Genomic DNA, 14,911 nt, shown 5'->3' on the forward strand with positions numbered 1-14,911 from the left:
CCATCGGAGGAAATTTCCACCGTGCCGTCGCGTGACGACATCGCCGCCGCCTGGCTTTCGAGCACCGATTTCGCCGACGACCATGCCGCCGTCGACCTGCTCAGCCGGGCGATCAGTCCCCAGGACTTCGCGATCAAGCGCGATTCGCTACCGGTGGCCGCGGCCGCCGATCCGTCGACCGCCGCCGCCATCCTCGAACTATTGGAGCGCGGCCAGGTGCCGACTATGGCCGCGATCCGCACTCTCACGGCGCAGAACGAGATGCGCCGGGAAGCCGAGCGCATCGAACGCCTCGGCCGCCGCGCCCAACGCAGCATCGATGATTTCGGCCGCATTCTGGCTCGGCTGGCCGAGGACCATTGGATCGCGCACGGCACCGGCCCCACCCGGCGTGATGTGCTGCAGTCCGAACCGGTGATGACACTGATCCGAGAGCGGATCGACAATATCGCGCCGTCCGCGGTGAAGCACCTCTGGCTGGTCGAACGCGCACAGCGCGCCGGCTGGATCGCCTCCAATGCCAATCCCGGATCTCTTTGTGCCGCAAGACGTTTCTACTCCGCGAAATACGGCAACCGAGTCTCGCTGCGACCGGTCAACACCATCGGCACGATCGTCGCCATGTACCTGCGCGACTATCTGGCCGAACACGACCGCCCGCCGCGCTGGTCCACCCTGGCACACGATCTGCGCGACGACCGCGGCCGCCGGCTCTTTCACGACACCGCCGACGCGCGCATCCAGCGCAGGTGGCTCACCACCGCCGATTGGATGGCCGAGCGCGACGACCTTCCGGTGCCCGGTCGACGCGGTCTGCGCGCCTTGGCCAAGAAGGCGCGGCGCTGAACTGTCTGGGCTGATAGCCACAGCGGTGCTCGGGACGCTGTGATCATTCGGTAACTTCTTCGCAACGCATGCGCGCGTTGGAAGGAGTTACCCGTGTCCCCAACCATCGATCCCGCGGCTACCGCCTGGCTGCTCATCAGCACCGCCCTGGTGCTGCTGATGACGCCCGCGCTGGCCATTTTCTACGGCGGGATGGTGCGCTCGACCGGCGTGCTCAACATGCTGATGATGAACTTCATCGCGATTCCACTGGTGACCGTGGTGTGGCTACTTGCCGGTTACAGCCTGGCCTTCAGCGAAGACGCCGGCGGCGGCCTGATCGGTAATCTCGACCACTTCGGGATGGCGGGCATCGATCCGCATTCGGTACATGGCACGATTCCGGAACTGCTGTTCGCCACCTTCCAGCTGACGTTCGCCATCCTGACCGCGGCACTGGTCAGCGGTGCGATCGCGGACCGCGCGAAATTCGCGGGCTGGATGGTCTTCGTGCCGCTGTGGGCGCTGGCGGTCTATGTGCCGATCGCGCACTGGGTATGGGGTCCGGACGGCTGGCTGGCCTCCTTCGGCGCGCTCGACTACGCGGGCGGCATGGTCGTCGAGATCGCCTCCGGCGCCTCCGCGCTGGCGCTGGCCCTCGTGCTGGGCCCACGCATCGGCTTCAAGACCGATGCGATGCGTCCGCACAACCTGCCGTTCGTGCTGCTCGGCGCGGGTCTGCTGTGGTTCGGCTGGTTCGGTTTCAATGCCGGTTCGGCGCTGTCGGCGAATGGAGTTGCCGCAGCGGTATTCCTGAACACGTTGGTGGCGGGCTGTCTCGGCATGCTCGGGTGGCTCGCGGTCGAGCAGATCCGCGACAGTCGGCCGACGACCTTCGGTGCGGCCTCGGGTGTGGTGGCCGGCCTGGTCGCGATCACGCCTTCGTGCGGTTCGGTGAATACGCTCGGCTCGCTCATCGTCGGTCTGGTGGCCGGCGTGGTGTGTTCGTTCGCGGTCGGCTGGAAATTCAAGGCGGGCTATGACGATTCGCTCGATGTGGTCGGTGTGCACTTCGTCGGCGGCATTGTCGGCACACTGCTGATCGGGCTGCTGGCCAACCAGGTGATGACCGGCGGAGTCGAAGGCCTGTTCTATGGCGGCGGACTCGCGCAGTTCGGCAAGCAGTTGGTCGGCGTGCTGGTGGTTTCGGCGTACGCGTTCACCGTCTCCTTCGTGCTCGGCAAGGCCATCGACCGGTTCCTCGGGTTCCGGGTCAGCAAGGAAGACGAGATCACGGGCATAGACTTCGCACTGCATGCGGAAACCGCATACGCCGAAGGCGTGCACGGACATGCGCCGCGGCGGCCCGGCGAAGGGCACTTCGGGCAGTCGCACGGCGGCGACCACTGATACGAAACACTGACGGTGCCACGGCACCTGGCTGCGCCCGAGGTTTGGATGCGGCCGTCGCGGCCCACGACACGGCTATGCGACGTCGTCCGAGGATGCCAGCCAGGTGTTGCACTGGGATGTCCGGTCGGTCTGGTAGCCGTGTGCGAACCAGTCCCCAGCGTTGCGCCCGGTTCCGTGATCGCGCGCGTCACCCTGCTTGTCGCCGCGCCCATACGTGTCCTGCGTGGCCCGAGCCCCTTGCGCATCGGTAAAGGCGCCGTCGTGGACCGATGTGCCGACGTACATTCCGGAGAAGCACTGCGCTTGCAACTCGAAGCGCCGTGACAACTCCAACCCGCGGGCGCTGCGGGTGCCCGCCGCGCTGCGTTCGGTATTCATCTGCTGTGTCATCCCGGATATCGCCTGCACGTGATGGCCGTACTCGTGAGCGAAAACCGCCAGGTAGATAACCACATCATTGCCGTACCGCTCGACCTGGATGTGATCGAGCGGCATGTAGATCGTATGGTTTGCCGAACAGTAGAACGCCGCATAGTTGCCACCGGATGAGGTGCACGGCGATGACTCGTCCTCCGCTCGGGCGGGCGCCCGAACATTCGGGCTGGAAAACGGCAGATTCGACCCTTGCAGAGCGGGCCGCCACTTCTTGTCCAGACACGCCGCGGCGGCCTCGAAGAACCGTTGGGCCGCCGCGGCCGTCGCGGCCCAGGACGGATAGTCGCACGCGTCATTGATCAGCCCATTGTCGGCATCGCTGAACAGCGGATTGTCTCCGAGCTTCGCAACCGGTTGCGGCCCAGCGGGTTTCGTCGTGGTCGGCGCGGTGGCACGCGTTGTGGTCGCAGCCGCGGCGCGTGATGTCGGGCTGGGCGATGAAGTCGGCGACGACGTCGGCGGGGTATAGGTGTAACTCGGCGTGGGCGGGGTGTAGGCCGACGGGCGATTGCGCTGCTTCGCGTTGTCGGCCGAAATCGCTGATGTGACAAACAGTCCGACGACCAGAACGATGACCGTCAACAGGCCGAACAGGACACTGAGACCCGCACGTGAACTCCGCCGACGCGGCGGGTACGGACGCGGCGGATAACCCGGCCGCTGGTACGGCAGCGGCGGTCCATACGGCGCGGTCGATGCCCAATAGCTGGGCTGATAACCCTGCGGCGAGCCATATCCCACCTCATAACCCGGCGGCTGGTATCCGGGTACTGGTTGATATCCAGGCGGCTGGTACCCCGGTACAGGTTGATACCCGTGCTGCTGGGCTCCGGGGGCAGGCGCAGAGCCGGGCGGCGACTGGTACGTGGGCGGCGCACCATAGCCGTAGGGCGGCTGCGTCATCTACTCACGACACCGCACTGGCCGACGCGGTAAACGTATTGCATTGTGCCGCACGATCTTTGTCCACACCGATCTCGAACCACGTACCACCGTTCTCCGCGGTTCCGTGATCGCGCATATCGCCGCGCTGGTCACCGCGGCCGTGTGCGTCGCGGCGGGCGAGGGTGATCTGCGATGTGGTCAGCGAACCGCCGTTGGACGAGGAGCCGAGATACATGCCGTCGAAGCAGTTGGCCTGCAACTCGATTCGGCGGGAGAGCTCCAGACCTCGGTCACTGCGCACACCCGCGTCGACGCGATCGCTGTTGGCCTTACGCAGGATTCCGGCCATAGCCTGTACGTGGTGGCCGTACTCGTGGGCGAAAACCGACAAGTAGACGATCCAGTTGTCCTTGAACAGATCGGTCTGCAGCTGGCTGAGCGGCATGTAGATCGTCTTGTTCGCCGGGCAGTAGAACGCGGCGAAATTACTGGTGGATCCGGTGCACGGCGTTGTGATGCCGTCTGTGGTCGCGCTCACGTTCAGCGTCGGCGACTGGAATGGCAGATTCTTCTGCGCCAGTACGGGCTTCCACGCCGACTCCAGGCAGGCCGCGGCGGTTTCGAAGAACTTGCGCGCGGTCTCCACCTGCGTGCTCCACGGCGAGTATGAGCACCTCGCCGGGATCAAGGTGGTGTTCGGATCGGTCAGCAGCGGATTCGTTCCGGTCTCCGAGACGCCGCCATTCGAATCCGGGGTGTAGGTCATGCTCGGTCCGGGGCCTGACGAGGTGTTGCTGACCCGGCCCTGCGAAATCGCGCCGCGCACCAGGCCACCCGCGACCACGAAGACGATGATCAACAGCAGCGCGAGCCATCCGCCACCACTCTTGCGTTTCCGCGGTGGACGTCCGGGTGGGCCGTAGGGAGTGGGCGGCATCGGTGAGCGCTGGACGTAACCGGGCGCCGGATACCCGGGCGGCTGGCCATAACCAGGCGGCGGGCCATAACCGGGCTGGCCGTAACCGGGCGGATAACCCGGCCGCTGGCCATACCCGGGCTGCCCGAGCGCGGGCCCATATCCGGGCTGACCATATGGCGAACCGAATCCAGGACGCGGCGGAACCGGTTGTCCACCAGGCAGAACCGGCCCGTAGCCGTACGGTGGTTGAGTCACGTCCCCCGCACCCCCTCATCTCATGATCGCCTACAGCCGCTGACGCAGCTTAGCAACTTGTCTAGAGTGGGCAGTCATGCTGACTTTACGGGGGGGCGCCGCGAGCGCGCTGTTTCTCGCCGCCGCGGGAATGCTGGCCGCCGCACCGGTTGCCCACACCGAGCCCGCAGCCGCCGGCGTCGATATTGTCGCGGATCTGAAACTGAGCCGCGAGGGCGTGCTGGAGGTCACCGAAAAGGTGGTCGTCCCCGCCGACGGCGGCTTCAAAATGACACTGCCGCTGCGCCTCAAGGTCGGCGACGATGTCGAACGGGTCTTCAAGGTCACCGATGTCGATACCAAGGGCACCGGCACCGCGACGGTCGCGAACGATCTGTTCACGATCGACGCCAAGCCGGGCGAATCGACCTTCACCTACGCGATCCACAACACGGTCAGCGACGCACCCGGCACCCAGGTCTTCCGCTGGCTCGGCACCATCAATGCCGATGTCGCATCGATCGACGCGTCCCTGATCAGCCCGAGCTACGAAATGGGCGTAGTGGACTGCAAATTGGGCCCGCCCAGCAATCTGCGGCAGTGCTCCGATCTGCAGATCGAGGCGGACGGGGTGCTCTACTGGCGCCAGACCGACCTGCGTAAGGGCGACAACATCGACCTGACCCTGCAGCTGCCGCCCGGCACGGTGCCCGCCAATGCCGACATCCGCGACAACCGCGAGGTCGGTGCCTTCTCCTTCACGACTCCGGTGCTCGTCGCGTTCGGTGTGCTGCTGCTCGCACTGGCCGCAATGGCGGCCTACGTGTTCAAAACCCGGCGGGAAAACGCAGCCGCCGCAACCGGTTCGGAGACGATCGACCCACTGTTGCGCGACGGCAAGCAGGTTCAGTTCACCTCCCCGGACGGCATTCTGCCCGGTGAGGCGGGCGTATTGCTCGACGAACATGTCGATTCGAGCGATATCGCCGCGACGGTGATCGACCTCGCGGTGCGCCGGTATGTCTGGATCACGCCGGTCAGCGATACCGATTGGCGTATCGACCGGGTGAACGCACCCGATGACCAACTGCGCGACTACGAGAAGGCGGTCTACCGCGCACTGCTGCCGGATGGCACCGATTCGGTGACCGTCGGCGAGTTGCGCGCGCCGGGCCGTGTGCAGTCCCAGCCGGTGCGCACTGCGATGCTCGCCGATGCGGTCGAGCGCGGCGCCTTCATCGACCGGGCCCGCATCGGACCACCGATTCTGTCGGGTGGGGCACTGATCGTCGGTGGTATCGCCGCGACCGTCGCCTTGGCGCTCACCTCGGGCAGCGCCCTGGTGGGTGTCGCGATTCTGCTCGCCGGGATCGCGACCGTACTGCTGCCCCGATTCCTCCCCGTCCGCACGGCCCAGGGCCGCGAACTCGTCGGCCGGATCCGCGCATTGCAACGCGGCCTCGACGCGACCACCCGCGACCAGATCCCGCCCGCCGAGCAGGAATTGGTCTTCTCTCGAGCGCTGCCGTTCATGGTGATCGGCGGCCGCGCCGACAACTGGATCCGCGCCTTCCGCGACCTGGACCTCGCCGCCGACTCCCAACCCGGGCTCTACTGGTTCGGCACCTTCGAACGCGATCGAAACCTGCAACGCTTCGCCGGTCACTTCCCCTACTTCATCACCGCCCTCGAAGCGCTCTTCGGGTAATCCGGTGCCCCGTTCATTCTGGACGGCCCGGGTCATCCGAACGATGCGCTGTCCACCTGATACACGCTCGTCGCGGCGGGCACAGAGGCGATGATTAGCAGCGAGATCAGTCGGGTCGAGACCTGCGCAAGCAGCGGCATGCACAGAGGCACGACATGATCGACCGACGCCACGATCGGCCGCGCCGAAACCGGCGCAACCAACAGCGGTAGGGCACAACGCAATCGACCAACAGCGCGGCCGCCCCAGCCAAGCCCAGCACAACGATCAACAGCAGGCCCAACCTGATCGACCGACAGGCCGAGCCGCGGCCGGCAAAGCGAGCAGCATACCCAGAGGCACAACACAATCGACCGGCAGCACGAGCGACCGGGCCGCATGGGAACCAGCAGTCGTAGGGGCACAACGCAATCGACCGGCCGCCGGGGTCATCCCGGAGACCGGTCGGCGCGACAGAGCTAGTCGGACAGTGCGGTGCGGCGGATGGCGGAGAGGGGATCGGCGTAAATGGCGCTGAGTGCGGTGACCACTGCGGCGAATTCCTGGACCTTGCCGCCGAACCCACTGATCCGGATATCTGTCGACGGCAGTTGCGAGGACTGATTGAAGGCGCGGGCAACGTGGGCGATGGCGGGGCGGTAGCCGGTGAAGGCCTGGCCACCGAGAATCACCCGGTCCGGATTGAGCATGTCACGGACCATCGCGACGGTGTGCCCGAGGATCGTGGCGCGCTCGGCGAGCAACTCCTGCGCATCGGCCGCGCCCGCCTCGGCGGCGCGATAGAGGTCGGCGATGGTGGTGCCGCCGGTGCCCTTGTGCGCCGGAATGATCCCGCGCCCAACGGCTCTGGCGTGCAGCGACCGATCACCGACGGTCACCTCGAGGCAGCCGCGCCGTCCGCAGGTGCATTCGACATCGGAGCCGGTCGGGAAGTGCGCGATCGAACCGGGACCGCTGCTGGGCGTATGCACTCGACCGTCCAAAGTCACTGCGATACCGGCGGTTTCGCGAACATAGAAATACAGGCTGCTACCCGGACCACCGGTGCGCACACCATCGCGCTCCGCATCACGCGGCTCGCCGGTGGGCAACAGCAACTCCGATGCGGCCATGGCCTCGACATGCGGCGCGACCGAAACCGGCAGCTCGAGCACCTCGCCGAGCACCGAACCGACCTGCGCGCCTTGCCAAGCCAGCTTGGGGTGATCGACGACACCGGTCGCGGTATCGACCCGCCCGCCGATGGCCACACCGGCCCAGAGCGGTTTGCGCCGATGCCAACGCTGCAGGAAAGCCTTGGCGCTGCGCGCGACGGTCATGGTCGCGAAGTCCTGACCGGTCTGCGGCGTCGCGATCGCCAGTCCACCGAGGATGCGCCCGCGCAGGTCGGCCGCGACGATCTTGGTGACCGCGGCACCGATATGGATGCCGAGGGTCAGATAGGCCTCGTGGTCGATTTCGAACGGCACCCGCGGGCGTCCGACCGCACCCGATGCGGTGAGATCAGGGCGCTCGCGCAGCAGTCCGGCGGCCAATAGCGCCGACACCTGGCGGTTGACCGTCGCGATGCTCAAACCCGTTGTGCGCGCGGCATTGTCACGAGAAACCGGACCGCCGGTCGCGGCGCGCAGCACGGCTGCCGCCGGATTATCGGCGATGCGGAGCTCCGGTGCGATGACGGGACGCTGGGCACGGACACGACCGGTGACGACCCTGGCGGCGGATCGATCAAGGGTGGGAAGCGACATATGAAGATTCCTTGCTGAGGTCCCGTTGCACGGGACGTGCATACACGTGCGGCGGCGGGGCAGCGCACGAGCCGAAGGAGCGGCTCAGCTGCAGCAGGAACAACACAGTTCGCGAGTCAACGGCAGTCGCAGCCCCAATGCGGCGGTCACATAGGTGACCCGCAGGGCGGTCAGACGGCTCGAAGACATGGGATCAAAGCTAACACCGAAATCACGGCGCACCAAGCCCTATCGGCAGCACGGGAACGCCTCGGCCGCGTGATTCTTTCGGAAATCCTTGGCGCGCAACGGGTTCCGAACAGATGTGGTCCAGAGCACGATTTGTCCGAAAAAGCCGAATGGGGCCGCCGCTCGAGCGACCCCATGGGGCGACCGACTCGCCCGATCCCCGGGCCATTCGGTTACGCCGCTTCCGCGACCAACCGACGACGGGTGAGCAGCGCGGTGGCCGAGGCGATCAGCCCCACCAGCGCGACCGCCGTGACCAGGTACAGACCCGGCCGGTACGGCGCGATGCTGGTGGCGGCGCCACCGCTGATCAACCCGGTGACCACGGCGAGTACGACCGCCCCGCCGATCTGACCGGAGGTCTGCACCAGTCCGGAGGCCAAGCCCTGCTCATGGTCGGCGATGCCCTCGGTAGCCTGCACCATGACCGCGGAGAAGCCGAGCGCGAAGCCCAAGCCGAGCAGCAGGAACGCGGGCAGGTAGTCCACGACGTAGGTCGGGTCGGCGCTAGCGCCGAAGGAGATGAACCAGACATATCCGACCACGAACGAGGTCATCGAGGCGATGATCATCGGCTTGGTGCCGTAGCGGTCGATCAGCTTGCCCGCGACCGGCGACAGGATCGCCACGATAATGCCCGTCGGCGCCAAGGCCAGCGCCATCTTCAGCGGCTCCCACCGCAGGGTGTTCTGCAGGTACAGCGATACGATCGTCTGGAAGCTGATGTAGGAGCCGAAGATGGCCAGCGCGGCCAGATTCGCCCGCGTGATCGAGTTCACCTTGAAGATGCTCAGCCGCACCAGCGGGTGGGCCACCCTGTTCTCGACCACGAAGAAGGCGCTCAGCAGCGTGACGGCGATGACGGCGGTCGCGACAACCGTTGCGGTGAGGCCCTTTTCGGGTGCGGTGACGATGGCGTAGACGGCGGCCAACATGCCACCGGTCAGCAGTGCGGCACCGGCGAAGTCGATGCGGCCCTGCTCCTTCTCGATATTGCGCGGCACCACGAAATAGGCGATGAGCACCACGGCCGCGACGACCAGCACCGGAACGTAGAAGGTCAGCCGCCAGTCGATGCCCGTGAGCAGACCCGAGACGATCAGGCCGGAGGCGTAGCCGGAGGCGCCGAAGACGGTGAAGATCGACAGCGCGCGGTTGCGATCGTGGCCCTCCTTGAAGGTGGTGGTGATGATCGAGAGTGCGGCGGGTGCGGTGAAGGCGGCGGCGATGCCCTTGACGATGCGGCTGGCGATCAGCAGCGCACCGTCATCGACCAGACCGCCCGCGAGTGAGGCGAGTCCGAAAACCACCAGGGCGGTGAGGAATACCTGTCGACGGCCGAGCAGGTCAGCGGCTCGGCCACCGAGCAGCAGCAGGCCGCCGTAGCCGAGGATGTAGCCGTTGACGATCCATTGCAGACTCTCGGTGTTCAAGCCCAGTTCGGATCCGATGGACGGCAGGGCGACGCCCACCATGGAGACGTCGAGCGCGTCGAGGAACATCGCCAGGCCGGCGACGAACAACACGGCCCACAACTTCGGGCCCCAACGCCCCGGGTTGTGCTCGGTAGATGCGGCGGTCCGGGGCTCGGAAGCGGTAGCTGGCACAGTCACATTGGTAATTTAGATGCGCACGCATTAGATGTCAACACAACTAATGCGCACACATGAACTATGGGCTCATGATCTTGCCCGACAGACACGAAGGCCCCGCCCAATCGAGAGATACTGGGCGGGGCCGGTTTCCGTCGCGGCAGGATCAGCCGGGGTAGACGTAATGCTTGGGCCCGAAGTGGCCGGTTCCGCTGGAGCCGGCGTATGGCACGTCGAGTGGCGCGATGTCGAGCTTGTGCGGGTTGCCGTCGAGGTCGGCTTGCCAGCAATCCTGTTGGACGCCATGGAAGCTGGTGCACACGATCCGGGTACTGGTCCCGAACGGTGAGGTCAACCGGTTCCGGTCGGACAGCGGATTCCAGTAATCGAGATCGGATTGCACCGCGAAGTTCTTGGTCTCATAGACCGCCAATGCGCCGCCGCCGTCCGAGGGCCAGTCGTCGGCAGCGGCAGTACCCGCACCGATCAGCAGGGTGGCGCCAGCGAATGCGAAGACCAGGGCGCTCTGCAGAACACGTTTGCTCTCGAAGCTCATCATTATCCCCTTCTGCGTTCAGAGTCTTTGCACATCCTAGGCATGCCAGCCTTGGTCGACCCCGACTTCCCGGCCATGAGAAGGCCCCGCCCAGTCGAGAAATACTGGGCGGGGCCGGTTTCCGTGGCGACGGTGGGGCCACGGATGCCATTCGACCTACTTGGCCGGGACGAACGGCTGATTGATAGTGGTGAAGTACTGGATCGCGGCGCCGATCGCTACCGGGGCGGTGATCAGGATCTGGCCCGCCACGGTGCCCAGCGCGCCGACAGCGGCGACGCCGATCAGGCAGCCGACGGCCGCGGCCGGGATGAACGGGCCGAAGAGACCGGCGATGGTACCCGCGACGACGGTCGCGCCCGCGATACCACCGAGCACGCAGCCAACCGCCGCGCCGCCGATGCCGCCGACCACAGTGCCGATGGTGGCGCCCGTCGTGATGGTGCTCGCCAGGCGGGTCCAGGCCGCGACCTCACGGTCGTATGGTGTCTTCCACGGCGCCTGGTCCTCGTACGGCAACGCGACCGGCTTGTAGACCGCGTGTTCGCGATCGATCTGCGGGGTCAATGTGGCGGTTCGATCGGAAATCTGTGCGGCGATCGGGAATTCGAAATCATCGATCCGAAACCGCAGCGGGGTGCCCGCGAGCACAGTGCCGTCGGCCGCCTTGATCTCGAACACATCGTTCTCGACCGCCAGCGAACCCGCGTCGGTCTTGATGATCGATGAATCGTTTACCGCTTCGGCGGTGAAATTTATCGCGCCATTGTCGCTTTCGGTCGCGGCCGGGGCGGCGCCGGAAGTGCCAGCGGCCACTCCGGTCGCCACGGTAACCAGCGCCGCAACGACGGCGAGCTTCCTCATCATCATGTACTGCATTCCCTCATCTAGGTGTTGCTCTCGAGGGGAAAGCTTCGATGAGAATTCAATCGAGCACGAGGGAAAAATGCAGACAGATTCGAATAGGCAAAACCCGAGCGACCTCAGGACTTCTTGGCGGCAGCCTTCATCTGCTTCTTGAAAGCCCTTACCTCCAAAAGGGATTCGCCATCGACGATATCGGCGGCCGAGCGTCGGGAGCCCGCTTCGGAGTAGGCACCGGCCGCGGTCTCCCACCCCTTCGGCCGCACACCGAGCTGCTTACCGAGCAACGCGAGGAATATCCTGGCCTTCTGATCGCCGTAGCCGGGCAGGTCCTTCAAGCGGCGCAGCACCTCTTTGCCGTCCGGATCGCCTTCGGTCCAGATCCGTTCGGTCTTGCCGTCGTAATGCTCGACCACATAACGCGCGAGTTCCTGAGTACGGCGGGCCATAGACCGGCCGTAGCGATGAATAGCGGGCGGGGTCGCGCACAGTTCTTCGAATGCCTCGGTATCGGCGTCCGCGATCCGCTGGATATCGAATCCGTCCATTCGATCGGCGATCTTCTTCGGCCCGCGGAAGGCGTGTTCGAGCGGGAACTGCTGATCGAGCAGCATGCCCGTCAGCAATGCGAAGGAATCCTCGGAAAGGAGTTTGTCCGCCGCGGGCTCCTGGGCGAGACACAGCTTGACAGTCGCGGACTTCGCTTTGGCCACGGGAATTCCTTTCGCCGGCACCGGACCCTCCGATCATCTCATCCGGACCGTCTCGTGCTCCGGCCCACCCGGATCGGTGGTATACCCGAATCGTGACCGACCTCACAGTACTGCCGTGCGATGCGGTCGGCCCCGAAGTAGGCTCAGCGCCATGCCTCAGACGACGGCAATACCAAGAGACGGAATCGGGCCCATGAATATGCAGGGCTTACGCCCGGATCGCTTCGACAGCGCGGGCCAGGATCAGTTGGTCGATGTGCGGGATCTGCAGGCGGCGCTGCCGGGCATCCGCCGTCTGCGCACCTGGGCACATGAAGCATTGGCGTTGCAGCCCGGCGAAAGTGCGGTCGATATCGGGTCGGGCACCGGCTCGGAGGTCATCGCCTTCGCGGATGCGGTCGGACCGACCGGCGCCGCGATCGGTGTGGAACCCGATCCCCAACTGCTCGCCTCCGCCGAACGCCGCGCCGAACAGGCGGGTTCAACGGCCAAATTCCATTCCGGCGACGCCTACGGCCTACCGTTCGGCGCGAACACCTTCGACGCCGCACTCTGCGAGCGGGTGTTCCAACACCTGACCGCACCGGGCCGCGCCGCAAACGAAATCGCCCGGGTGCTCGAGCCCGGCGGCCGCGTCGTGGTGGTGGACAGCGACTGGGGCACGGCGATCGTCCATCCCGGCGACCAGCGGGTGGTTCGCGAGGTCACCGACACCCTGATCGCCGCGACCACCAACCCCTTCTCCGGCCGCAGGCTGCCCGGACTGCTGACCAAGGCAGGTCTGGTGATCGACGAGATCGGCTCGCACGCCCTGGTCCAGGATCGAACGGTCGGCGCAGGCGCGCTGGTCAACCGCATCTCGGCCATGGCCGTCGCGCGTGGTTCCATCACCGAGGCACAGCGCGACCGCCTCATCGCGGATCTGGAACGCGGCGCCGCAAGCGGTGACATCCACCTATCGGTGACCATGTTCGCCGTGCTGGCCCATAAGCCGCGCTGATATTCGATCGAAAACACAACGAGCGCATACCGATTCGGTATGCGCTCGTTGTGTTTCGAGTTATTTCTGGAGCAGCTTCTCGGTGGCCGCGAGCAGTACGCAGGTGGCCAGACCGTCCATCGCCTTTTCCAGTTCCGGCAGTTGCGGGAAGCTGGGGGCGATGCGGATGTTCTTGTCCTCCGGGTCGTTTCGATACGGGAAGGCCGAACCGGCCGCGGTGAGCGCGATGCCCGCATCCTTGGCCAGCGCGATCACCCGGGCCGCGGTGCCTTCCAGGACATCGAGACTGATGAAGTAGCCGCCCTTCGGCTCGGTCCAGGATGCCACCTTGGACGCGCCCAGCCGATCCTCCAGAATCCTCAGGACCAGCGCGAATTTCGGTTCGAGGATGGCGCGGTGCTTCTGCATATGCGCCCGCACGCCGTCGGCGTCCTTGAAGAACCGCAGGTGGCGCAGTTGGTTCATCTTGTCCGGGCCGATGCTCTTCTTCGACGCGTGGTCGAGGTACCAGTTCAGGTTCGGCGTGGACGCACCGAGGAAGCTCACCCCCGCACCGGCGAAGGTGATCTTCGAGGTGGAGGCGAAAACGATGGGGCGGTTGGGGTTCGCGGCCGCGGCGGCCATACCGAGCACGTCGAGGACGGGTGCGGCGGTATCGGTCAACGGATGCACGGCGTAGGCGTTATCCCAGAACAAGCGGAAGTCCGGCGCCGCGGTGGGCATCGAAACCAGCTCCTGGACAACCTCTTCGGAGAAGATGACTCCAGTCGGGTTGGAATAGTTCGGCACCGCCCACAGACCCTTGATCTGTGGATCGTTGGCCACCAACTCGGCGATGGCATGCACATCCGGGCCGTCGTGCCGGATCGGAATCGGAATCATCTCGAAGCCGAGCGCCTCGGTGATCGCGAAATGCCGGTCGTAGCCGGGGCTCGGACACAGGAACTTCAGCGTGGGCTCGGCGACCCAGCGACGCTCGGAATCCGCTGTGCCGTACAGCAATGCGTAGCTGATCACGTCGTGCATCAACTCGAGGCTGGCGTTATTGCCCGCGACCAGATTCTCGGCCGGAATGTTGAGCAGCTCGCCGAAGATCGCGCGCAATTCCGGGAGACCGTGCAGCCCACCGTAGTTGCGGCAGTCGGTACCGGTGCCGTCCTTGTAATCGCCGGGACCAGGCAGCGTGAGCAGTTCCGCGGAGAGGTCGAGTTGTTCCGGTGAAGGTTTACCCCTGGTCAGATCCAGCGTGAGCTTCTCGGTCCTGAGCGTCGCATAGTTCGCGGTCTGGGTCTCGTGTTCGGACACGAGCTCCGGGGGGCTCATCAAACCGATCTGCGTTTGCCGGGGCATCCTGAGTAGCCTTTCGAAGCAGCGAAGGGGTGATTGACGTCCGAGCCGATGTACCTCGGTCGGACCGTTCGATCCAACCGAACGCGTTCGACGTCCGGCGGACCGTGCTCACGTTACCCGGAGGTTGCTCCGAATTGGGAGGGAATAGTAGGGGACCCCGCGCACCCGGCAGAGCCCGTTGACCCTTGCTGCCTTCCGGCCCTGGGGGAGTTCACAGGATGCGCGCCGCGCGGGATCCGTTCGCCAGTGTAGCGGGCAGATCCGATCGTGATCATCACTGGGGGCACCGCACGGCATAGAAATGGGACCGAACTGGGACTTCCCTGCCCAGCCAGCCCCAATTTGGTGACCGGCCGGGGGCACCCGGTATGCTGCTGCACGGAGGATTCGCCTAGTGGCCTATGGCGCTCGCCTGGAACGCGGGTTGGGTTAACGCCCTCA

General features: G+C 65.6%; 12 protein-coding genes and 1 other RNA gene. 4 read left to right on the forward strand and 9 right to left on the reverse strand.

Annotation, left to right across the window (positions count from 1 at the left end):
* Window positions 1-21: 21 nt before the first annotated feature.
* Window positions 22-846 carry a hypothetical protein gene (locus ACW2Q0_RS27545; protein WP_457193826.1) on the forward strand — a complete coding sequence of 275 codons (825 nt, stop codon included), beginning with the start codon at window positions 22-24 and terminating at the stop codon, window positions 844-846.
* Between the two features lie 93 nt (window positions 847-939).
* Complete coding sequence (locus tag ACW2Q0_RS27550) at window positions 940-2,235, forward strand: ammonium transporter (RefSeq protein WP_457193827.1); 1,296 nt, start codon at window positions 940-942, stop codon at window positions 2,233-2,235.
* A gap of 75 nt (window positions 2,236-2,310) precedes the next feature.
* On the opposite strand, the gene ACW2Q0_RS27555 is transcribed toward ACW2Q0_RS27550, so the two are convergent.
* Together ACW2Q0_RS27555 and ACW2Q0_RS27560 are read right to left on the reverse strand one after the other, a co-directional pair.
* Window positions 2,311-3,414 (reverse strand): neutral zinc metallopeptidase, encoded by a 1,104-nt coding sequence (locus ACW2Q0_RS27555; RefSeq protein ID WP_457193828.1) that lies wholly within the window; start codon window positions 3,412-3,414, stop codon window positions 2,311-2,313.
* Window positions 3,415-3,580: 166 nt separating this feature from the next.
* A complete protein-coding gene (locus ACW2Q0_RS27560) occupies window positions 3,581-4,732 on the reverse strand; it encodes a neutral zinc metallopeptidase (RefSeq protein WP_457193829.1) in 1,152 nt (383 codons plus the stop codon).
* A 76-nt stretch (window positions 4,733-4,808) separates the two neighbouring features.
* Here ACW2Q0_RS27560 and ACW2Q0_RS27565 point away from each other — a divergent pair, with 76 nt between their 5' ends.
* A complete protein-coding gene (locus tag ACW2Q0_RS27565) occupies window positions 4,809-6,419 on the forward strand; it encodes a DUF2207 family protein (RefSeq protein WP_457193830.1) in 1,611 nt (536 codons plus the stop codon).
* Window positions 6,420-6,877: 458 nt separating this feature from the next.
* On the opposite strand, the gene ACW2Q0_RS27570 is transcribed toward ACW2Q0_RS27565, so the two are convergent.
* The 5 genes from ACW2Q0_RS27570 to ACW2Q0_RS27590 all read right to left on the reverse strand — a co-directional run bounded on the left by ACW2Q0_RS27570 (window position 6,878) and on the right by ACW2Q0_RS27590 (window position 12,120).
* On the reverse strand, window positions 6,878-8,167 hold the full coding sequence (locus tag ACW2Q0_RS27570) for an ROK family protein (RefSeq protein ID WP_457193831.1): 1,290 nt from the start codon (window positions 8,165-8,167) through the stop codon (window positions 6,878-6,880).
* A gap of 401 nt (window positions 8,168-8,568) precedes the next feature.
* The gene (locus ACW2Q0_RS27575; RefSeq protein ID WP_457193832.1) at window positions 8,569-10,008 is read right to left on the reverse strand and encodes an MFS transporter; all 1,440 of its coding nucleotides are present in this window, start codon (window positions 10,006-10,008) and stop codon (window positions 8,569-8,571) included.
* A gap of 145 nt (window positions 10,009-10,153) precedes the next feature.
* Window positions 10,154-10,546: a hypothetical protein gene (locus ACW2Q0_RS27580; RefSeq protein WP_457193833.1), complete on the reverse strand. Its 393-nt coding sequence runs from the start codon at window positions 10,544-10,546 to the stop codon at window positions 10,154-10,156.
* A gap of 153 nt (window positions 10,547-10,699) precedes the next feature.
* The gene (locus ACW2Q0_RS27585; RefSeq protein ID WP_457193834.1) at window positions 10,700-11,413 is read right to left on the reverse strand and encodes a hypothetical protein; all 714 of its coding nucleotides are present in this window, start codon (window positions 11,411-11,413) and stop codon (window positions 10,700-10,702) included.
* A 113-nt stretch (window positions 11,414-11,526) separates the two neighbouring features.
* Entirely contained in the window at window positions 11,527-12,120 is a 594-nt protein-coding gene (locus ACW2Q0_RS27590; protein ID WP_457193835.1) for an HhH-GPD-type base excision DNA repair protein, read from the reverse strand.
* 193 nt (window positions 12,121-12,313) lie between these two features.
* Here ACW2Q0_RS27590 and ACW2Q0_RS27595 point away from each other — a divergent pair, with 193 nt between their 5' ends.
* Window positions 12,314-13,120 (forward strand): methyltransferase domain-containing protein, encoded by an 807-nt coding sequence (locus ACW2Q0_RS27595; protein WP_457193836.1) that lies wholly within the window; start codon window positions 12,314-12,316, stop codon window positions 13,118-13,120.
* A gap of 60 nt (window positions 13,121-13,180) precedes the next feature.
* Here ACW2Q0_RS27595 and ACW2Q0_RS27600 read toward each other — a convergent pair whose 3' ends face one another.
* Window positions 13,181-14,470, reverse strand: a complete 1,290-nt coding sequence (locus ACW2Q0_RS27600; protein WP_457193837.1) for an aminotransferase class I/II-fold pyridoxal phosphate-dependent enzyme — start codon at window positions 14,468-14,470, stop codon at window positions 13,181-13,183.
* Window positions 14,471-14,616: 146 nt separating this feature from the next.
* Window positions 14,617-14,711, reverse strand: an RNA gene (ffs, locus tag ACW2Q0_RS27605) — signal recognition particle sRNA small type.
* Window positions 14,712-14,911: the final 200 nt, after the last annotated feature.

The sequence above is a fragment of the Nocardia citri genome, assembly GCF_054065835.1.